We start from the raw sequence: 20,096 nt of genomic DNA on the forward strand, positions 1-20,096 counted from the left end.
TCTTTCTCTCCTGCCTACTGATCTGAATTATCTGGCGTGGTGCTGAAAATAATTTCAATACGACGATTCAAGGCTCGGTTTTTGGCATTGGTGTTGGGGACTAAAGGGGCTTCTGCGCCGGCACTTTCAACCTTTAGCCGTTGTGGTTGGAGTAAGCCGGTGCGTAACGGCTGTGCTACGGTTTCCGCTCGCGCCAGTGACAGGGCATAGTTGGAGGAATAGGCATGTGTATGAATTGGCAAGTTGTCACTGTGTCCGCGTACGATGATCTTTCCGGTAGTCAGGTTCAGTTGTTTGGCAAGAGCCTGGAGAGGTGCCTGATAACGCGGATTGAGTGTTGCTGATGCAGAAGCAAACAAGTCTCCCCCTTGTAGGGTAACACTGACATGATCCGCGTTTTGGCTGATGGTGATGTCCTGCTGTTCTATCGCGGGTTGCAGTACTTGCCGTAGATGAGCAACAGAAAAGCTTTCAGCTGGTATGGTGGCTTCTGGTAGTGGCAAATTGTATATGGATGCCAACACGGGTTCTGTCTGCTGATTAAGCCGGGTGTTCAGACCGATGTAGAGCAGACTGGTCATCAATGTGCCAGATAGCGTGAAAAACACCAAAAAACGGGATAACCGTGATGGTTGATGGGTATTGATTGCGAGAGGAGGAAGCGCGCTCAATGCGGCAGGATATTCCCCTCTTACCTGACGCAGGCGTATTGCCAAACGCTGGATCAGGGTTTCCAGTTGAGCGAGGCCGTTGTCAATCAGGCGGTAGCGCCCACCAAATCCCAGAAGCAGACAGAAGTAGAACAGTTCGAGCAGATCGATATGTTTACTGGGTTGTTGCAGCAACATATCCAGTAACTTGAAAAATTTTTCACCGCCGCTGCTCTCTTTGTGGAATGTAATCAGCAAGCCATTACCTGACCATATGCTATTGTCTCCCCAGGAGGTCAATGCGACCGCTTCGTCCAGAGAAGTACACAGACAATAACGGGCACCGAGGACAGTTTCATAACTGAATCCCGCTTGTTGGCACTGTTTCTCAAAGCGATATATTTCTCCGATCAATTGTTGACGTAACTGACCAGAGTCTTCCGGCTTGGCTGTATAACGAATATGTGGCATAGCGTTTAACAGAGGATGAGCCGCCTGCACTAAAGCATTACGATAGTCACGATTCATATACTGATATCCTCATCATCAGGCAGGTGTTTGAGTGCCCAAAATGCCATTTTCAGACCAGGAAATTCACCAGCGACGTAAAAAGCAAATACCCTGGATTTCTCCAGCGACTGTTCAGTTTTATCGTCGAATTCCAATTTGAAGTAGCAGTACCCATTCTGATAGGGAAGTTGTCTGGGGATCTGTACCTGGTGGCGTAAGGCGATACCCGGCAACTGCAAACGCACCAGATCGCGTATACAGTCGGCTGACGCGATTTTAATTTGGGCCGGAAAGTGAGCCATAAAAGTGTCATGCGCCATCTCTGACTTCACAACCAGAATAAAATGGTAATCATCCAGGCTCATTTGTTCCGGCAATGATGCTACGCTTAATCCTGGCAGACGTTTGGTTAGGGGCAGCGGTACAACATGCTCTTCCAACACAATGGACAAGTTGCGTTGCAGTAAAGTACAGAGGCGGGTGAAACAACCGCCAGTATCCAGATGATTGTAGCGGGGTAGCTCTCCTTCCAGTGTATAGGGTGCTTGAAAGGCGCTCATTTCCAGTGCGTAGCCGATCCAGATGAGAAAAAGCGTTTCCGGTGCCTGTTGAGGTAGATGCATGATGTGTTGAAGTTGAGCACTGAAGCGGTTTAATAGCGCCAGCCGTAACAAATCACAGGTGTTGGCGCTGTTACATTGCAGATGGCGGCTGAGTTGTCGGCTGCGTTGCAGTAACAGACCGTAAAGATCGTGAGTCATGCTCTGTAACAACGGATTTGCCCAACAATTAAGTAACGGTGGAATATATCCGGTATCCAGCATGACGGTGCCATCCTGATTTTTTTCTAAAACCCTCAGTACTCCCATAGCAACCCATTCGCCGTTGAGTTCATTTTCTGGTAGCAGGCGCAGGCGTAATTTGCCGCAATGCAGGGTGGTACTGCCAAGGGCCAAAGAGTTAACGTCGCTAACCTCCTTTTCAAATGCCTGATAACGTGCCAGAGAGTCTGGCGCATCATCGAAACTGACGGATTCGCGCCCGGCCAGATATGCCGGTATAGCCAGAGTGATAATCTGCGAACGTAGTGAAGTGCTGATAGTTAACGCGGATGGCGCCTCGTCAGTTTCAGTAAATCCAAAAGCTGTGCCGTCAGGCATAATACCACTGGCGGCCAGCAGTGAGATTTTCCCCAAAGCAAGTTGGCTCTCATCAAGTTTTAATGATGAAAATCCCCAATTGTAGGCTCGTTGCAGGGCTCCCCATTGACGCAGGCGTGCATCCACATATTCATCTGCTTGCTGAAAATGGTGGGGTCGTAAAAACATGCCTTCCATCCAGAGAACTTTGTGTGCATTTTTCATGGGTAGTCTCCTGAGCATGTGTGATTCATTTGGCAGATTCAGATGTCATCCGTAATCCGTGTGAAGTAACGGTAATCAACTGAGAAGTCTCAGAGGATGAAAAAGGATTTAAAACCGATAAATAAGATACGGTTGGAAATGATGATAAAGGAATAACAAGCCGCCACTGTTTATCGGTAATATTTTGGTATTCTGCCCAAATGGCAATATATTTTTCTGCTGACGGCGTATTAATCGTAATGCTGATATCATTTTTTCCTTTTATTGGCATAAAGAAGATTGATTTTCGATAAAGTACAGTATTGTCCAGCGCTGAATTAGGCGTTTTTTGTAAAGCAGAGGTGTCTGCCTGATTAAATTTATCCGGATCATTTAACAGAAATATATTTAATCTTAAAGGAGCGCTATTGTTAATATTTCCTTGAGCTTGAAATTTAATGGTGTAGGGAATAGTTTTTTCCACTTTATTTGCAGAGCAACTCACAGTCAGAAATATACTCAACAGAATAAAAGAGGAAAAACAGTAATTTTTATAGTGAGGAAAAAACAGCATAGAAAGTCCTCCATCACAGGCCCAGCAGGAGTACCTTAAGCTGGCTGGGAATTAAACGCATACCGATCATGTTGGTGCTGTTTTGCAAACTCAGGCTGGTGACGCGCGTTGCAGGAAATCCTTTAATTAAAGTGGTAAATGAGCCGATTAAATGGCGTGAAGGCCCCATGACGGTACCGGAAACAATACCGAGATTGATGCCAAGATTATCGCCGAAGCTTGAGTTAGTCACTGTCGCCATATTATGTGCAGGCATTCCCATAAACAGCACTTTATAAGTGTGAGGTGTCGCCATCAGACCCAGAGTCATATTGGGATAGGGAACGGGCACTGGGATAGGTAAAGGTGTCATACAGACATCTGGAAATGCCAGATCCATACCAAAAAGTTGACAGTTTGCAAACATATCATCACCTATCTAATTAACGTGTTGCTATTTCTGTCAAATAGATTAGCAAAGGAAAAAATATAACCAATAAGGTGTTGACCTTATTTTACTTAGAAAGTGATTGTGGATGTTTGAATATTAATGATGTTGATTTTTTCATTCTAAAAATAAGGGTTTTGGCTGATTTCAATGAGAGTTGTATTTCGGAAGAATTTCAGCAGTCGTAGGAGATAAAATTGGTAATTAATGTGTGGATGGAATGGCATTGTCTTTCTCTGTTTAGTGGCATGGCAGTGCCTGGATCTATTTCTAATATAATGATATTTAAATAAAAGCGCTCATGAATAAAAAAATAGGGTATGTATCTGCCATCAGCGTAGCATTGCTATTGGCAAGTTGCTATAAACCCAATAAGAAAAAAGAACCCGTGGTGCAAGAAGAAAATCTTAATACCATTGGCAGCGAACATAAACGGAAAAAAAGGTGGCTACAGCCTCAGACTGATGAAAATGTAAAACAAGGAGGCGATATTCCTAAACTGGGTACAGAAAAGGATTCCGCCGGGGAAGTGCGTGCTAATTTACCTTTATCTGATGGTGAATTGACCAGTGGTTCAATCGATCTTTTTTATCCATTATATGATGGAGATGAGCGTATCCTGTTTGGTCAGGCAGGTGCTCGCCGCTTTGATGGGCGCAGTATAGTTAACTTGGGGGTTGGTCAACGTCATTTTCAAGGAGACTGGGCTATAGGTTACAACACTTTTTACGATGCTCAGATCTCGGGCAATGCTCACCAGCGGTTGGGGATCGGCTTGGAGTATTGGCGTGATTATCTGCATTTGGCTGCTAACGGTTATTTCGGTCTGACGGACTGGCACTCATCTTCTGCATTGAATGGTTATGCTGAACGGGTGGCGAATGGTTATGATATCCGCGCTCAGGGCTGGCTTCCCTCTTACCCGCAACTGAGTGGTAAACTGAAATTTGAGCAATATTTCGGTGATGATGTTGCGCTGTTTAATCATGAGAATCGTTATAAGGACCCGCGAGTACTGACGGTGGGGCTGGATTATACGCCTATTCCATTGATTTCATTAGGTGTTGATAGAACTTTTAGTCATAGTGGCAAGGATGACACAAAGGTTGGCTTGTCCTTCAATTATCAGCTTGGAGTACCTTTATCCCAACAGATTGATCCGACGACGGCACCGGTAAGACGCACTTTGGCTGATAATCGTCACCGTCTGGTTGAACGTAACAACAATATTGTGTTGAAGCATCGGGAAAGATCGCAACTGAGCCTGAATTTGCCAACAATACTCAGTGGATTTGGTGGCGAGAGGAAACTGATTAATTTCTCTTTCAACGGAAAATACCGCCTGAAATATATCCAGTGGGATGACAGCGTATTACGCGCGCGGGGCGGCAGGATAGTCCCATTGTCGGATAATAGTTACGCAGTACATTTTCCCCGTTATAGCAGCCAGCAAAGTAACCATCTTACGATTTCGGCTATGGCACATGATGAACAGGAAAATATATCAAATAGTAGTGAGATGGTCATATTGATTAATGAGCCGGTTGTGTTGTCTGCGCCTGCAATAGAGCTGGTGGAAGACGATGAATCTGAATTAGTTATGAGGACCGGTGAAGGTGATGAAGAGCCGCCTTTATTGGAGGAAAGGGAAGAGCAGCAGGAATTGGAACAGGGGCAGTTAGAGCAGGAGCGTTTGGAACAAGAATATTCAGAGCAGGAGAGGCTGGAACGGGAGCGCTTGGAACAAGAGCAGTTGGAGCAGGAACGGCTGGAACGAGAACGCTTGGAACAAGAGCAGTTGGAGCAGGAACGGCTGGAACGGGAGCGCTTGGAACAAGTACAGTTAGAGCAGGAGAGGTTGGAACGGGAGCGCTTGGAACAAGAGCAGTTGGAGCAGGAACGGCTGGAACGAGAACACTTGGAACAAGAGAGGTTGGAACATGAACAGCGTCAACCAGCAGGCCCGCCACCGCCACCTCTACCTCAAGGAGGGTTTCAAGGAGGAACAGGAGGACCTCAAGGGGGTACGGGAAGGTCCCAAGTGGGAACAGGAGAGCCACAAGGAGGAGAAGATCTTATGACAGAGCTCGAAAGAAAATTAAAATCGCGTAAAACGAGATCGAGTGAAGACATAGATAAAGAACAAGAAGGCAGAAGAAGAATGAATAGGCTAAGTCCAGAAGCTAAAGCTATCTTTGAACAAACTAATAGAGTGCTAGGTAATCATGTAGTACATGACGATGACGATGACAGTGGCGATGAATGGAAAGATGAATAACAAATAACTCTCATACCAACTATTTACCAAGTAGTTTAACCCGGAAACCTGAGTAAAAAGCGATCATCCCTTCCCACATAAGCATTATTTGTGGGAAAGGAAAAACTCGGTTTCTGCATAATCGGTTGCCAGTAATGAGAAAAACGTTTCGTTGGCAAATATTGATTTTCGTTTGGGTTCTGTTGATGTTAAAGAGGTGTAAAATTGATTTTAGTCACAATTTGATTACGAGATTCTGATAAATTTTATCTGATTGTTATCTGCCGTAAAGCATTTATTATCTTTTGGTGTGTTTTTCTTAAATTATAGAGTGCTGGAAAAAATATAGCCCAATGAGGCAGGTTCTAAATCTGCTGTTAATTAACGTGATAGGCGTGGAGTCATTTGGGTTTTTTACAAGAAAATATCTCTGAATAATAAGGAGATTATAAAATGAGAACACGCTCATCATTAGTGATTAAACTCACGATGTTTCTATCATTGACGTTGTTTCTTATATGGCTGATTTCTGTCGTAGCGACGGCATTTTTTTCTTTCAAACACGCACACCAACATGTGATGGATGAGTTATCTCATCTTGCGATCTTACGGGCAGATTTAAGTAATCATCGCTTTGAGGGCGCAGAGAAAGATGCGCAGGAACTGGCGAGGCGCTATGACACTTATTATGAAAAGTATGAAAATAATAAAAATATTTCGTCGAATACTGATAGCAAATATCTTCCTATTAATGGCAGTATTTGCCAGCCTGATCACGAAATAAGCCAGGATAACTGGTTTATTCAGGCATATGGCGCTGCCGGACAAGCTTATTATCTGGACAGCTTTATTTTTAAGCGATCTCAGGGAATATCTATTTATCCCCCGGAAAAAATTTCAGATGACTATTTTATCAAACGATGTCTTGAGTTGGCGAATTTCCCCATGATCCCCAACCACGATAATATTTATTGGGGACAGCCTGAGCATATTCCCGGCAGTGGGTGGAGTATCTCTGTTGCTGCGAGCGATAAAATAGGCCGGCTGACCGGATATGCGATTAAGTTCAATGATCTATTGTCATATGGACAAGCGGTAACTAATTATGACATCGATCTCTGGCTGGACAGTAATCAGCAGTTATTGCCGTTTTTCAAAGGGAAATTACCGCAGGATACAGAACACCATATTTTAGCATTACTGAAAGATGTCAAGTTGCATGATGGCTGGCAATATATTCCCGGTTATCAGGTATTACGTATCCAGCTTAGAGGTCCTGGCTGGCAGCAATTGGTGCTTTATCCTACCAAAAGTGTATTTGAGGAAGTCATCGATCAAGCGATTATTCAGCTTCCCTTTGCGCTGGTTATTTTATTAATGATAACGCTGACCATATTCTGGATGTTGCACCATTATCTGGCTAAACCGTTATGGCAGTTTGTGAATATTATCGATAAGACTGGGCCACGTGCGTTGGATGTTCGTTTACCGGAGAACCGGCGTGATGAACTGGGTCAAATAGCCAGGGCTTACAATGCGTTACTTGATACCCTGAATCAGCAATATTCCACACTGGAAAACAAGGTAGCAGAACGTACCAAGGCATTAACAGAAGCAAAACAACAAGCTGAGTTGGCTAATAAACGTAAAAGTAGCCATTTGACGACGATCAGCCATGAATTAAGAACGCCGCTGAGTGGAACGCTGGGTGCATTGGAATTGCTGAAAACCAGTGAGATGAGCAATGAACAATTGCAACTTGCAGAGACAGCACACCAGTGTACGTTATCTTTATTATTTATTATCAATAAATTACTTGATTTTTCGCGCATTGAAGCCGGGCAGGTTGAATTACAGTACGCCACCAGTCAGTTGCTACCCTTGTTGGATCAGTCAATGGCGACGATACAGGGAATGGCGCACAATAAAAATTTGATGTTAGAAACCTTTGTCGCTGCTGATGTTCCACAGGTATTAGTGCTTGATGCAAGCCGAGTTAGGCAGATTCTGGTGAATCTATTGGGAAATGCTTGCAAATTTACCGATGATGGTGGCATTTGTCTGACTGTTACCCGCTCGGATAACACGTTGATTTTTGCTGTAACTGACAGTGGGTGTGGCGTAGCGCGAGAAAATATCGCCTTGGTATTTAATCCCTTTTATCAGGTGCAGGAACATGCTCAAGGAACGGGGCTTGGGCTGGCTATTGCGGCTACGCTGGCCAGAATGATGGGAGGTAATCTGGAATTTAACAGTGCTCTTGGTTTTGGCACCAGTGTGGTATTTCAGTTACCACTGATGGATTTTACTGAGCCGGAGTTGTTGCAGGGAGAGATAGATGCGCCGCTTGTCTTACATCATCAACTGATAGCGTGGGGTCTCACCTGTTTACCGGAAAAGCACGTTGGTGAGCTGTCCGCTAATGATTTACTGTTTTTACCCGGTCGCCTGCGGGATATTGTAGAACGTCAGTTGTCCGGTACTCCGCCACCGGTTCAGGATAATGTACCGCTACAGCCTTGGCGTATGCGGGTATTACTGGTTGATGATGCGGTGACCAACCGGGATATCATTGGCATGATGCTGACCCGATTAGGGCAGGAAGTGCAACATGCTCAGGATGGTGCAGAAGCATTATTGTTGGGGCAGCGTTACCGTTTTGACCTGGTGCTAATGGATATATTGATGCCGGGACAATGTGATGGCCTGGAAACGACCCGGCTTTGGCGTATTGCTCCTGACAATCAGGACCCTGATTGCATGATTGTGGCGCTGACAGCAAATACCGTTGCGGAAGAAAAGGAACGTGCCGCTCAGGCTGGGATGAATGATTACATATCCAAGCCGGTCACCATTAATCAATTGGCTCAGATACTGGAGATGACTGCTGAATATCAGTTACGGCGTGATATTCATCTGACTGTGCAACAGGAAACAGACAAACCGTTATTGTCCATAAACTTGTTGCGTATGCAGGAAAAAGTCCGCAGGGAATTATTAATTTTACTCAATGAAGCTGAACAACATATGACTCAACAGGAGGTATTAGAAAAGCTCTTACATTCCATGAAGGGAGTGAGTGGGCAGGCAGGGCTTAATTCGTTGTTATGTATGATTGTTGAAATGGAAAACCAGGTACATAACGGTTCGCTGCCGCAAAAAAATGAGCTGATGAAACTACGCAAATTGATTAACGCAACACTGTGCTCTGCTGAGGAACACGAGCAGAATGCACCTTTTCCGTGAGGTCCTAATATGATTTGCTATAAAGTTTTGCTGGTGGATGATCATGAGCTGATCATAGATGGAATAAAGAACCTTCTTGCTGCATATCCGCGTTATCAGGTTGTCGCGCAGGTTGATGATGGACTGTCTGTTTATGCTGCCTGCCGGGATCTTGCACCGGATATTGTTATTCTTGATATTGGCCTTCCGGGGCTGAATGGATTAGATATTATTCCACAACTTTGCCAGCGCTGGCCGGATTTACGCATACTTGCCCTGACGGCCCATGACGATGAGCTGACTGCCAGCCGTGTACTGCGTGCGGGGGCATTAGCTTATGTGTTGAAAACCAGTTCGCAGCAGATATTACTTGCTGCGATTACCAGCGTTGCTGCCAAAAAGAGTTACATTGATCCTCACCTGAATCAGGAAGCAATCCACTTATTGGGGGAAGGAATAAATGATGACAACACATTGCTTACCCGGCGCGAGCGTCAAATATTACAGCTAATCAGTGAAGGCAATGGTAATCGCCATATTGCTGAGATATTAAGTATTAGTGTTAAAACAGTAGAAACTCACCGCCTTAATATGATGCGAAAACTCAAAGTTCATAAGGTGACTGAATTACTTAAATATTCAAGAAAACTGGGGTTGATAGCTTGATCATACAGTTAGCGTTAATGCTGCTGGATGGCAAGTGGCTATTAAAAATAGCAGGCAGAAACAGCTCGATTATGGAGCTGTTTTTGTGTTTGTAAGTGGCGGATTCGACTAATAAATGCAACTTTTAAAAACAACCATTAATGGCATTTAATCGAAAATCATTAACCATTAATCCAAAGTTGAAAAGAAATCGCACGTAAAATAACATTACCCGAATAAACGGATATTAAAGCGCTTTCTCGCCAGTTATTTAACAGCATCAAAAAAGATAAAAAGCGAATATAATCCGCGTTCGTTAAACATAAAACACGATATCCAATGATGATTAAACTTAATAAAAATCAGGTGTTAAAAAGGATAAAAACAACGGTTAAAACTCTATACTAATTAAATCCATCGAGTAAAAAAACGACTTCCGATAACAGGTTAACTATCATAATAATTTAAAAAAGAGAATACCAAAGCATTAAATATTTTATATCAAAATCGGATTTAACGCAATAAATGCAACTTTTAAAAATAACCAGTAATTCCATTTTTATATTAGGTAAAAATGTATTTAATTATATTCTTGGTTGTATATACCATGAGGTGTTTTGATTTTCTCTGATCCACTGGCAATAGGGTCTTTAAATACATTTCCTTAACCTATCGGAGGCTCTCATGGGAACTCATTATGAGGCTGACGTGGTAGCTTGGGCAAAAGTGAAAAACGCGAACTGGCAAGCCGGATGGCGGTTTTACTGTCTTACCTTCTGAAATGGAAATTCCAGCCGACTCACCAGGGTACAAAGTTGGGAATTAACCATTAAAAGACAGTGAGAACTTATTCAGCGGCGCTTGAAAAAAACGCTAAGATTGAAAGAGTCACTGTCTGATCCTGAATGGTTCGAAGATACCTGGTTTGATGCCCATTCTGATGCGTCCAAAGAAACAGGCATTGGTTTGGCAGGGTGAGATCTCACATTTTTAATAAGGTTATTTTGGTTAAATAAAAATCAGAATATGACTTTTTATAGGCATTTCCCTCATTAAAACGTTAAGCTCTCTTTCTTCCATAAAAAAGCGATCCTAATAATGAGTATTTTTAATTTTATCAGCAAGATAGAAGACCCCCGTTCTGACATCAATAAAAAACATGAATTAATGGATGTGATTTTTTTAGCCTTCTCCGCTGTATTATGCGGCGCTTCTGGCTGGAAATCGATTCAGGAATTTGGTGAGTTACAGAGCGAGTGGCTTAAACAATACACGCATTTTACTCACGGTATTCCTCATCGTCACTGTATTGCTAATATTATCAAAATGATAGAGCAAGATGCACTGGTTGAAGCCTTTTATGCCTGGATCAACCAGCGTCGGGTCAGGGCAGAAAAAAGTCTTATTGCCATTGATGGAAAAACCCTGAGAGGAACCTGTAAGGGGACATTATTTGAAGCCCTGCATGTGGTCAGTGCTTATGATGTTGAATCCGGTGTAGCCCTATACCATCAGGCAGCCGAAAGCAAGGGTCAGGAAGGTCCGGTTGCCAGACAATTGATTGAATTACTGGCGCTTGATGGCGCGATTGTCACTATGGATGCCCTGCATTGCCAGAAAGAAACCCTTGCGTTAATGACTCAGCGCGGCGGTGATTTTATTGTGGGTCTCAAAGGCAATCAAAAGACCCTCTATGAATGGGTCAAATCGTATTTTGCTTCGCATTATGAGAGTGATGAGCTTGTTGAATTTACGCAGAAAAATAGCGGTCATGGACGGACAGAATTTCGGCATGTCATGCAAATTCGTGCCGTATTACCGGAGGTCCTTCGGCAGCAATGGCCTTCAATACAAAGTGTTATTGAAGTCGTCAGTGAACGAAGCGTAAAAGGCCAGCCTGCCCATCGTGATTCACGCTGGTATGTCAGCTCGCTACCGTTGGAGGCGGAAATCGTGGCTAAAGCAATAAGAAGGCACTGGTCGGTAGAAAACGAGCTGCATTGGGTATTAGATGTCACTTTTCGAGAAGATGCTATCTCACTCAAAGATCCTAATGGGGCTGCACAAATGGCGCTTTTTAACCGAATTGCATTAAGCGTGATTAAACAGAATACCAGTATAAAAGACAGTCAGACGGCTAAACGTCGAAGAGCCATTTGGTCAGAGGAATTCCGTAGTCAACTTATCTTTGATTAAATTAAATACAAAGTGGAATCCCGCCCTGTAAAGCATATGCAGAGAATATCAGCCATAGGGATTTACCCAGTAAAGAAAAGTAAATGATTTAGATCTTATTTTTATAACAAGTTCCCATTAATGGATGAGAATAATCAATGTATTGGTGTAGCTTCTCATGCCAGAGAAACTGCCGGGCAGTAGCATGCAACAGCTACTGTCATTAATGGGGTTAATGTTGTTACCACAGTGACAGATAGGAAAGCTGCACAACCAAATGTACAACATCGTGTTAATTAATTCATTGATTTTAGTTTGGATGGCTTGACAGTTGCAATAGAACTTGTAAATATTGCGCACGAAAGAAAACGGAACATCTGATTTCTCAGATACCCTAGATTTTGAACCCCTTTTATTAACACCGAAATATTGCATGATTGAATAACGCCACGCGATGCATTTTTAGGTTCCGGTATCGAACGCTCGTTGAGTTTTATCATCTCTCAACTAATGAGTTTGAACTGGTGCCCGGAGGCGGAATCGAACCACCGACACGAGGATTTTCAATCCTCTTGCTGAGATGTTGGTGTTTTGTAATCAATACTAGAATTTTGTAATTAAGATACTGGGTTAGTACTTTTCATATTTCGAATTACTTAAATTCGAGTGTGCAAAATGAAGATACTTCCCGTAATTTCTCCTAAAGGTGGCGAAGGTAAATCCACACATGCCGCCAATGTAGCCGGTTTTCTTGCTGATGCCGGATTCAAAACCCTTCTTCTTGACGCTGATTATTCTCAACCCACTTCGAGCAGTATTTTTGCACTTGAGTACGAAGCTCCAGCTGGTTTGTATGAACTTCTTATGCAGACTGCTGACCTGGGTCAGAAAGACCAGATTATTTCCCGTTCTGTTATAAATAATCTGGATGTCATCATTTCCAATGATCCTGATGAACTCCTGCCTACGGCTATGCTTCATGCTCCCGATGGACGTTTGCGTTTGAGAAATATATTGCAGCACCCTCTGTTCAGCCAGTATGACGCTATCATCATTGATTCAAAGGGCGCTACCGGTGTGATGGCCGAGTTGGTTGTGCTGACGGCCACTGAATTTGTATTGGGTGTGATTAAGCCCATTCTACCGGATGTCCGTGAATTCCTGCGGGGATCGTTGCGTATGTTGACGCGACTGCAACCGTTTGAAAATTATGGTATTCGATTACCTTTAATTCAGATATTGGCGAATGGTATTGAAGGCACTAATCTTGACCGCGATACGTTGAATGAACTGGCCCATATTATCGAGCATAAACGTTACGATACGTCCTCTCTCGGTGGGCGAAGAGTATACCAACTGCTGAAAACCCGCATTGATCTGCTGGATATTTATAAGCTGGGTCACGTACGTGCCCAACCCGTTCACCGTCTTGAATACAAAACCACCCGTAAAAGCCCCGCTGCCGCACAAACAATGTACTGTCTGGCCTGTGAGTTGTTCCCTGAGTGGCATGAACAGTTTGATGCACTGATTGTGAATAAGGGGGCGAAGAATGCGTAACCCTTTTCCTTTACCGGATGGTATTGAACAACCGTATTCTTGCGATGCTGAACAAGCCGTTCTTGGTGGGCTGATGCTGGATAATGATCGATGGGATGAAATCGTACCACTGATACATGCTGATGATTTTTTCCTGCCCGCTCATCGACGGATTTATAGCGCTATTGCAACTATGTTTGCGGCCAATTTGCCTGTTGACGTACTAACGTTGTCTGAAATTTTAGAGCAAAAGGCGCAACTAAAACAGGTTGGGGGATTTGCCTATTTAGCCGAACTTGGCAAAAACACACCGAGTACTGCAAATATTGTTGCTTATGCGGAAATTGTTCAGGCGAAAAGTCGCTTGCGTCAGTTGATAATGCTGGGAAATGAGATGAGTGCTCAGGCTGGCCATCCTCGTGCTGATTTTACTGACATTACCGAAATGGCTGAGCAGCGTTTATATACGCTGTCTGAGCAGAAAGCTGTGCGCCAAGATATTAGCTTGAAAGAAGGGCTGGGTTTGCTGATTGAAAAATTAGAGCAGGCCAATGGCGGTAATGGGATAACGGGTACGCCGACAGGTTTTAGTGAACTGGATACAAAAACCTGTGGTCTTCAGCCGGGCGACCTTATCCTGCTGGCCGGTCGGCCTTCTATGGGGAAAACCGCACTGGCACTGGCTTTCTGTCTAAGCGCACTGGAGAGTGCCCCTGATGCTGTTGCTCAGATTTTTAGTCTGGAAATGCCGATGGATCAATTATTGATGCGTATGGTGTCCATGTTAGAACGGGTTCCGCTTGAACGCCTGCGTAGTGGATTAATGGATGATGAAGATTGGGCACGGGTTGGCAGAGCAATGGAGACGCTAATTCAATGGGAAAATCGGCTGATAATTGATGACAGCAGTTATCAGACCCCGGCTTTATTACGCGCCCGTGCCCGCAGAAATGTGCGCAAATACGGTCGACCTTCATTGATTATGGTGGATTATCTGCAACTTATCCGAAGCCCGGAGCAGGAAAACCGAACCCAGGAAATTGCAGAAATTTCCCGTAGATTGAAAGCACTGGGTAAAGAATTGGGTTGCCCAGTACTTGCGCTTTCACAACTTAATCGTCAACTAGAGCAGCGTACAGATAAACGTCCTAATAACGGTGACTTACGGGAATCGGGGGCGCTAGAGCAAGATGCTGATCTGATCTTGTTTGTTTACCGGGATGAAGTGTATGACGCCAATACATCGGATATTGGGGTAGCTGAAATCATTATTGGTAAACATCGCCAAGGATCGATTGGAACAGTCAAGATCCAGTTTGATGGCACCTGTACCCGGTTTAGTGATCTTACAGAGAGGTATTATGATCTTGGTGCTGGAAGGGGAAATATATGAGTAAGCATAAAACCTCTCTAAGCGATGCAATACTTCAACGTGGCAAAACACCACAATCACTAACCAGTACTGTTGTTTTGCCTATGGCAGAAATGCCAATGGTATTAACGTTGGATGAGTTACAGCCAAACCCGGATAACCCTCGCCTCAGCCGTAATCCCCGTTTTGACGATATTAAAGCTTCTGTTCGTGCCAGAGGACTGGATTCTGTACCGAAAGTGACGCGAGATCCGGAAGATAGTGGAAATGTTTACATTTTCAGTGATGGAGGCAATACCCGTTACCAAATCCTATGTGAATTATGGAAAGAAACGGGTGAGGAACGTTTTTTCCGAATCCCTTGTTTGTTTAAACCCTGGCCTGGTCGGTTGCAGTGTGTCATTGGGCATCTGGCAGAAAATGATGTTCGGGGGGATTTAACGTTTATAGAGAAAGCGCTTGGTGTTTTTAACGCAAGTTCTATGCATGAGAAATGTTTGGGAAGACCGGTCTCACAACGAGAATTGACAGATTTATTAAAACAAGAAGGGTTTCCAATATCACAAACCAGCATCAGTCAGATGCATAACACGGTGCAATATTTATATCCTCATATGCCCAATGTGTTGATATCGGGTATGGGGCGTCCGCAAGCAGTAAACATATTGTCTTTACGAGTTGATGCTCAAAAAACCTGGAATAGTTTTTCTTCGGAGGCATCGTGTGGGAAGGACTTCGATTCAGTTTTTGGTGAGGTATGTCAGCGCTTTGATAATCCTGAACTCTATTCTTTTGACATGTTACGGGATGAATTGATTGGGGAATTAATAAAAGCTTTGCCACATCCTGCCCTTAATTATGATCGTTGGTTATTGGAGCTCGATCCGAAAGAGCGAAACCGTCGTCAGTTATTTGGTGAGCCCCCTCCTATTGCTGAACATTTGCGCGATGCAGATAGACAAGCCGCTGAAGTGCCTGAAAAGTCGGTACCTCTTGTGACTAAAAGCGCTGCCTGCGTTTCGGCAGTGGAACCTGAGTCGCATGGGGATGTTATCGAATGTCAGGAAGATAAAAAGACTGAGGAATATGAAGCTTGTCCGCCCAAACCGCCCAAACCGCCCAAAGTTGAAGTTCAGCTTGATGTGTATGAAACTCGGCCAACTTTATCCAGTGAGTTATCGACAATACAGGATAAGGAAGATATTGAGCCTTTAGTATCAGCACCTTTATCGCAGATAGTTCCCTCTACTTTAAGTGAATTGAATCACTGTCTTCCAACACCACCACAAACTTCATTATTAACAGAGCCTACGCCATATGATGGATTGAGTTTTGCACAAACTGGTCTGGAGCCAGTGAGTGATATCTGGTCTATCTCACCGGTACGAGATGATATTGAGCATTTACAAGATATGGCGTTTCGTTTGGCATTCGAGTTAGCCGAAGAGATGGGAGGAGCGGATGAGCTTGAGGAAGCTAAAGATACGGCCTGTGAAGTGGGTTATCGATTAGCTTATTCCCATACGGCATCACGTTTTGTACAGGTGCTGTTGTCGTTGACGGGGGAGAGTGACCATAACGGTGAATTGGCAGATACAGGTATAGGCATGTTGGGAGCCTGGTTTGTCGGGTCTGACAAGGACACTCCAGTATTGCCTGATGTCGCGGTAGTGAAATTTATGCGTCTTATTCGGGTGTTGCGCCGGTTACGTGAACTGCAACGTGAGTTGTCAGTCGTCTCAGCAGAGGGGAATTGCAATGTCTGATGATATTGATGACACGAGGGCTCAGGCTGTTACTACGATGTGGCTGGAAGAACAGATCGCTGTTGTACGGCGTGAGATGCATACCGGTAGGGTGTCACTGAAATATTGTGAAGGATGTGGTGATCGGATTGATGAGCAACGTCGGCAGATTTTGCCGGGGGTCCAGTTGTGTGTTGGATGTCAGGAAAATGCTGAGCATTGGGAACAGGTCAGACGTATTACCGGAGGCCATCGTGGTGGGTAAGTCCAGATCTTATGTGTTCCGATTTTGTTCAGACGTATCGTATTGCATTGAGAGAGGTGCCTTATGAGCCAGATATCCCAGGTAGCCAATGCCTTGTTAACCCAACTGGTCATGGAGTTGAAATCGGGTTATCTCCGTCGCTGTGAAGCACTGGGTTTGATGGACGAAGAAATGCGGATGTTACACAGTTTGACTGTGGAAGACTTGCATTATCTGATGAATAGCCCGGTGTCAGTCCTTACGCTTCGTATCCATCATGAAAATTTTGCGTTAATGCTGCAACAAGCCCGACGTGAACAAAAACGCCTGCAACGTCTTGACCGTGCACTGGTATTGGGCGGCTCAATTGAATTGATGCAGCACTACTTTGGGCTGACTTCGGTTGAAGTCAGCTCCCGTCGTCGTATGTTAGGGATTGAAGCTCGCCAGGGTCGATGCCTGATGCTGACAGATAAAGACAGTGCTGAGGTCTGGCGACTGTGGAAAGCGAATGTCACTGATCTGGATAGTGCGGATGGACTGGATGTGATGATGCAGGCCGCTGAACAACTGGCAGTGTCACTGACGGCAGTCTGGAATGCTGTACGTGGCTGGATTGAAGACGAAAAGAACACAGTAAAACCTGAAGTTGGTCAGGGACGGCAAGACAGGTGAAAAAGACAGAGATCACTCAGGGGTTGCTGGCCCCCTGTTCTGTACCACTCGTCTATAGAAAGAAAGCGGTAGAACAATTGAAACGTTATCGACAGGGTAGCAAAAATTACACTCGGATCAGAGCGAAAGGCAAAGGTAAAGTTTCTCATCGTTGCCTAAAAATTGACATTGGCATGTTTTGGCGGTTGTTAAGTCGTAACGGAGGACGAGATTGGGAAATGATGACACATGAGCGGTACAACAATGAAATCTGGAAATAACACACGGAAGGCTCCTTTGTCCTCTGATAGCCTCATTGCTTTTACGTTGGAGCAAATGAATGCACGACTGGCAGCGCAAGCTGAGGGTGATGAAAAAAGACAGTTGCGCAGTGGGCTGTTGTATCTGGGGAACGTGCATGATGCTATTCCCCGTCAGTTAATTCTGGATACCCGATTATCTCCTCTCGATAAGATGGCCTGGATAATGATACGGCTGTATGCACAACAAAATGCGGGAGCGATCTTCCCTACCTATGATGAACTGCAATTGCAACTGGCCTCTCCACACAGCGGTAAAGCCTCCCGGGAAACCGTCAGCCGGGTATTGTTGATGTTGCGAATAACCGGCTGGCTAAGTTTGTGCAAACGAGTCAGGGATGAAAAAGGGCGTGTGAAAGGAAACATCTACGCCCAGCATGATGAGCCTCTGACATTTCATGATGCTGAAGCGCTTGATCCCAACTGGCTGGACACGGTGGGGGAGGCGTGTCGCCACAAAAACCGGGTGATTAGTCAGACTGCCTGGTCAATATTGATGGAAGTTAAAGATGATCCGATGATGCGGCATCGCCGTTCCCGAATTGCTTTACTGGAAAATCGGTTAGGTCAGGTACAAACGCCGCAGCAAATGGCGGCGCTACAGGCTGCATGTTTACCGGGTTCGGAAACCGAACCTAATCAAAAAGGTCGGAACAGACCGGGTTCGGGATCCGAATTCAGTACAGGAACAGGAGATGATAACCCGAATTCGGAAACCGAACTCAGTCTAAAATCAACGAGTTACGACAGAGTTCGGCAACCGAACGGTTACGTACGTCATTTCACACACAGTGTGAATAAAAATACGTACGTAGCCCCATCGGATGGTGACAACCCGATTGTTGAGCATTTGTTGCCTGTAGCGTTACGAAATCAGCTCTCTGATGACGACATCAGAATGCTGACGGAACAACTCCAGGCACTTCCGTCTGATCAGAGGCATTTGGTGTTGGATAGCCTGCGAGTTCCATTGGAAAATGGCTCGTTAAAAAATCCGGTGGGTTACCTACTGACACTGATGAAACGTGCCAGACAGGGGGAGTTGAGAAGCCCCGGCACAGCAAATCAGGGGGAAAACCCCGGCATGAAAAAGCCTGTGCCTGCCAGCCGTCAGAAAGACAGACCTGTTTTGCCAGAGGTGCAAAGAAAGGCCAATCCTGCCGTAATGAAAAAAGTCATTGCTGAAATCCGGCAGAATTTTATGAAGAATAAATAAGCGGATACGATATCCACCATATCACTATGAATATGCCGCAACAGTCATGCAGTGAAGGAATAGCGATTTTTCAAATTATGGTTCTGTCAATAAATATGAATGAATTTCAATGGGATACTTTTTTGTGTTGTTGAACACTGTGCTGAGCAGACTTTCCCATGTTATCGGATTGCCTGACAGAACGACGGGCACAAAAATGGCTACTTATCTAGGTCGTGATTAGAGTCTAATCATGGGCCAAAATACATACAGTGATTAGAGTCTAATCATTATGGTTATGGGATGTTAATCAGGTTTTTGGGGTGAGCAAAAAAGAGTTTTGAATTGTGGTCACAGCCTGATAACGCAACTATCTCAGCGATATCCTTATGTCACAGAGAGAATGTACCATGACTGAAACTAAAGAGACACATGCTGTTCGCTCAGGCGCACTGCATTCCTCACTTACCATTGAGTTGCATACTCATTACGCTATTAGCCTGTGGAATGGCCGCCGGGATGAAAGCAGCAAAAAGAATAAACCGGTGATTATTAGCATGCCGCGATTTTTCTCACTAGCCGGTCGGATCAGCCAGGATTCCCTGATAGATAATCCGTATGCCGATATGGCGATGTTGGCACTGGAAACTAAGCTCGCTTCTGCTCATGGCCAGATGCAGGCGGCGTTAGCGGAACTGGCGGCTACACTCTCGGGAGTACCTGCTCAGATCCATTTATCTGAGATTGCCTCTGTCGCCCCGCTCAATATTGGTGTCTACAGTCGCACGCCTTTAGGTTACCGCTGTGTTTGGCTATTAGTGGGTTACGATCAACTGGTGATGAAAGCCTTGCAGGCGCACCATTATGCGCTGATTTCCCGTCAACAATGTGACGGGTTTTTAAAAAAAGGGGGACACTGGGTACGCCAAATCTACGGTGCTGTCCAACCGTACCGTAGTTTTGCTGTTACTCGTGACGATATCCTTTCCCAAACCCCTGTCGGCAGGGAAGCTATTACCCGTTTGGGGCTGCCGGATGAGGCGGTTATGCGGGGCGAAAAACGTTCTGTTTTTTCTCCTGCATTAAAAAGTACGGTAAAGCAAAAATAAGCGATGAAACTGTTTCTGTGTGAAAAACCGTCTCAGGGGCGGGATATTGCGGCGGTATTAGGTGCAACAAAGCGCGGGCAGGGATATTTAATGGGTCCGGGGGTGACAGTAA

General features: G+C 44.7%; 17 protein-coding genes. 13 read left to right on the plus strand and 4 right to left on the minus strand.

The features are described 5' to 3' along the window. Positions 1-14 precede the first annotated feature (14 nt). Genes icmH through ACGF7G_RS16925 form a run of 4 tightly spaced genes read right to left on the minus strand, consistent with a single transcriptional unit; the run spans position 15 to position 3,483 of the window. Complete coding sequence (gene icmH / locus ACGF7G_RS16910; RefSeq protein WP_133813256.1) at positions 15-1,178, minus strand: type IVB secretion system protein IcmH/DotU; 1,164 nt, start codon at positions 1,176-1,178, stop codon at positions 15-17. After that, the gene (gene tssK, locus ACGF7G_RS16915; RefSeq protein WP_387466997.1) at positions 1,175-2,524 is read right to left on the minus strand and encodes a type VI secretion system baseplate subunit TssK; all 1,350 of its coding nucleotides are present in this window, start codon (positions 2,522-2,524) and stop codon (positions 1,175-1,177) included. The genes icmH and tssK overlap by 4 nt, the downstream gene beginning before the upstream one ends. A 25-nt stretch (positions 2,525-2,549) precedes the next feature. Then, on the minus strand, positions 2,550-3,077 hold the full coding sequence (gene tssJ, locus ACGF7G_RS16920; RefSeq protein WP_133813258.1) for a type VI secretion system lipoprotein TssJ: 528 nt from the start codon (positions 3,075-3,077) through the stop codon (positions 2,550-2,552). 13 nt (positions 3,078-3,090) lie between these two features. Next, positions 3,091-3,483, minus strand: coding sequence for a DUF4150 domain-containing protein (locus ACGF7G_RS16925; RefSeq protein WP_133813259.1), 393 nt, complete (start codon positions 3,481-3,483; stop codon positions 3,091-3,093). Positions 3,484-3,805: 322 nt separating this feature from the next. On the opposite strand from ACGF7G_RS16925, the gene ACGF7G_RS16930 reads away from it, so the two are divergent. The 13 genes from ACGF7G_RS16930 to ACGF7G_RS16990 all read left to right on the plus strand — a co-directional run bounded on the left by ACGF7G_RS16930 (position 3,806) and on the right by ACGF7G_RS16990 (position 19,984). Continuing rightward, positions 3,806-5,782 carry an inverse autotransporter beta domain-containing protein gene (locus ACGF7G_RS16930; RefSeq protein ID WP_387467000.1) on the plus strand — a complete coding sequence of 659 codons (1,977 nt, stop codon included), beginning with the start codon at positions 3,806-3,808 and terminating at the stop codon, positions 5,780-5,782. Between the two features lie 432 nt (positions 5,783-6,214). After that, on the plus strand, positions 6,215-9,007 hold the full coding sequence (locus tag ACGF7G_RS16935) for a two component system sensor kinase (protein WP_387467001.1): 2,793 nt from the start codon (positions 6,215-6,217) through the stop codon (positions 9,005-9,007). A 9-nt stretch (positions 9,008-9,016) separates the two neighbouring features. Next, positions 9,017-9,652: a two component system response regulator gene (locus ACGF7G_RS16940; protein WP_133813262.1), complete on the plus strand. Its 636-nt coding sequence runs from the start codon at positions 9,017-9,019 to the stop codon at positions 9,650-9,652. Between the two features lie 731 nt (positions 9,653-10,383). Further along, a complete protein-coding gene (locus ACGF7G_RS16945) occupies positions 10,384-10,464 on the plus strand; it encodes a hypothetical protein (RefSeq protein ID WP_387467012.1) in 81 nt (26 codons plus the stop codon). A gap of 265 nt (positions 10,465-10,729) precedes the next feature. Next, complete coding sequence (locus ACGF7G_RS16950) at positions 10,730-11,827, plus strand: ISAs1 family transposase (protein WP_387467003.1); 1,098 nt, start codon at positions 10,730-10,732, stop codon at positions 11,825-11,827. Between the two features lie 654 nt (positions 11,828-12,481). After that, positions 12,482-13,366 (plus strand): ParA family protein, encoded by an 885-nt coding sequence (locus ACGF7G_RS16955; protein ID WP_387467005.1) that lies wholly within the window; start codon positions 12,482-12,484, stop codon positions 13,364-13,366. Next, positions 13,359-14,738 carry an SPI-7-type island replicative DNA helicase gene (dnaB-PI, locus tag ACGF7G_RS16960; protein WP_387467006.1) on the plus strand — a complete coding sequence of 460 codons (1,380 nt, stop codon included), beginning with the start codon at positions 13,359-13,361 and terminating at the stop codon, positions 14,736-14,738. Before ACGF7G_RS16955 ends, dnaB-PI begins: the two co-directional genes overlap by 8 nt. Further along, positions 14,735-16,483 carry a ParB family protein gene (locus ACGF7G_RS16965; RefSeq protein ID WP_387467007.1) on the plus strand — a complete coding sequence of 583 codons (1,749 nt, stop codon included), beginning with the start codon at positions 14,735-14,737 and terminating at the stop codon, positions 16,481-16,483. The genes dnaB-PI and ACGF7G_RS16965 overlap by 4 nt, the downstream gene beginning before the upstream one ends. Continuing rightward, positions 16,476-16,727: a TraR/DksA C4-type zinc finger protein gene (locus ACGF7G_RS16970; protein WP_036768640.1), complete on the plus strand. Its 252-nt coding sequence runs from the start codon at positions 16,476-16,478 to the stop codon at positions 16,725-16,727. The genes ACGF7G_RS16965 and ACGF7G_RS16970 overlap by 8 nt, the downstream gene beginning before the upstream one ends. A gap of 63 nt (positions 16,728-16,790) precedes the next feature. Then, entirely contained in the window at positions 16,791-17,381 is a 591-nt protein-coding gene (locus tag ACGF7G_RS16975; protein ID WP_036768642.1) for a DUF2857 domain-containing protein, read from the plus strand. Then, complete coding sequence (locus ACGF7G_RS16980) at positions 17,378-17,641, plus strand: hypothetical protein (protein ID WP_041379952.1); 264 nt, start codon at positions 17,378-17,380, stop codon at positions 17,639-17,641. Before ACGF7G_RS16975 ends, ACGF7G_RS16980 begins: the two co-directional genes overlap by 4 nt. After that, positions 17,610-18,896, plus strand: coding sequence for an STY4528 family pathogenicity island replication protein (locus ACGF7G_RS16985; RefSeq protein WP_387467010.1), 1,287 nt, complete (start codon positions 17,610-17,612; stop codon positions 18,894-18,896). Before ACGF7G_RS16980 ends, ACGF7G_RS16985 begins: the two co-directional genes overlap by 32 nt. Before the next feature lie 389 nt (positions 18,897-19,285). After that, positions 19,286-19,984 carry a PFL_4669 family integrating conjugative element protein gene (locus tag ACGF7G_RS16990; RefSeq protein WP_387467011.1) on the plus strand — a complete coding sequence of 233 codons (699 nt, stop codon included), beginning with the start codon at positions 19,286-19,288 and terminating at the stop codon, positions 19,982-19,984. The last annotated feature ends 112 nt before the right edge of the window (positions 19,985-20,096 follow it).

It is taken from the genome of Photorhabdus sp. RM323S, assembly GCF_042879375.1.
In the GTDB taxonomy this organism is placed as follows: domain Bacteria; phylum Pseudomonadota; class Gammaproteobacteria; order Enterobacterales; family Enterobacteriaceae; genus Photorhabdus; species Photorhabdus tasmaniensis.

Excerpts from the sequence above, each read along its gene's own strand:
- ACGF7G_RS16945 (WP_387467012.1), top strand. The coding sequence starts at position 10,384 with ATGGCGGTTTTACTGTCTTACCTTCTGAAATGGAAATTCCAGCCGACT.
- icmH (WP_133813256.1), bottom strand. The coding sequence starts at position 1,178 with ATGAATCGTGACTATCGTAATGCTTTAGTGCAGGCGGCTCATCCTCTG.
- ACGF7G_RS16970 (WP_036768640.1), top strand. The coding sequence starts at position 16,476 with ATGTCTGATGATATTGATGACACGAGGGCTCAGGCTGTTACTACGATG.
- tssJ (WP_133813258.1), bottom strand. The coding sequence starts at position 3,077 with ATGCTGTTTTTTCCTCACTATAAAAATTACTGTTTTTCCTCTTTTATT.
- ACGF7G_RS16975 (WP_036768642.1), top strand. The coding sequence starts at position 16,791 with ATGAGCCAGATATCCCAGGTAGCCAATGCCTTGTTAACCCAACTGGTC.
- ACGF7G_RS16930 (WP_387467000.1), top strand. The coding sequence starts at position 3,806 with ATGAATAAAAAAATAGGGTATGTATCTGCCATCAGCGTAGCATTGCTA.
- ACGF7G_RS16990 (WP_387467011.1), top strand. The coding sequence starts at position 19,286 with ATGACTGAAACTAAAGAGACACATGCTGTTCGCTCAGGCGCACTGCAT.
- ACGF7G_RS16950 (WP_387467003.1), top strand. The coding sequence starts at position 10,730 with ATGAGTATTTTTAATTTTATCAGCAAGATAGAAGACCCCCGTTCTGAC.
- ACGF7G_RS16925 (WP_133813259.1), bottom strand. The coding sequence starts at position 3,483 with ATGTTTGCAAACTGTCAACTTTTTGGTATGGATCTGGCATTTCCAGAT.
- ACGF7G_RS16935 (WP_387467001.1), top strand. The coding sequence starts at position 6,215 with ATGAGAACACGCTCATCATTAGTGATTAAACTCACGATGTTTCTATCA.
- ACGF7G_RS16955 (WP_387467005.1), top strand. The coding sequence starts at position 12,482 with ATGAAGATACTTCCCGTAATTTCTCCTAAAGGTGGCGAAGGTAAATCC.
- ACGF7G_RS16985 (WP_387467010.1), top strand. The coding sequence starts at position 17,610 with ATGAGCGGTACAACAATGAAATCTGGAAATAACACACGGAAGGCTCCT.
- ACGF7G_RS16965 (WP_387467007.1), top strand. The coding sequence starts at position 14,735 with ATGAGTAAGCATAAAACCTCTCTAAGCGATGCAATACTTCAACGTGGC.
- ACGF7G_RS16940 (WP_133813262.1), top strand. The coding sequence starts at position 9,017 with ATGATTTGCTATAAAGTTTTGCTGGTGGATGATCATGAGCTGATCATA.
- dnaB-PI (WP_387467006.1), top strand. The coding sequence starts at position 13,359 with ATGCGTAACCCTTTTCCTTTACCGGATGGTATTGAACAACCGTATTCT.
- tssK (WP_387466997.1), bottom strand. The coding sequence starts at position 2,524 with ATGAAAAATGCACACAAAGTTCTCTGGATGGAAGGCATGTTTTTACGA.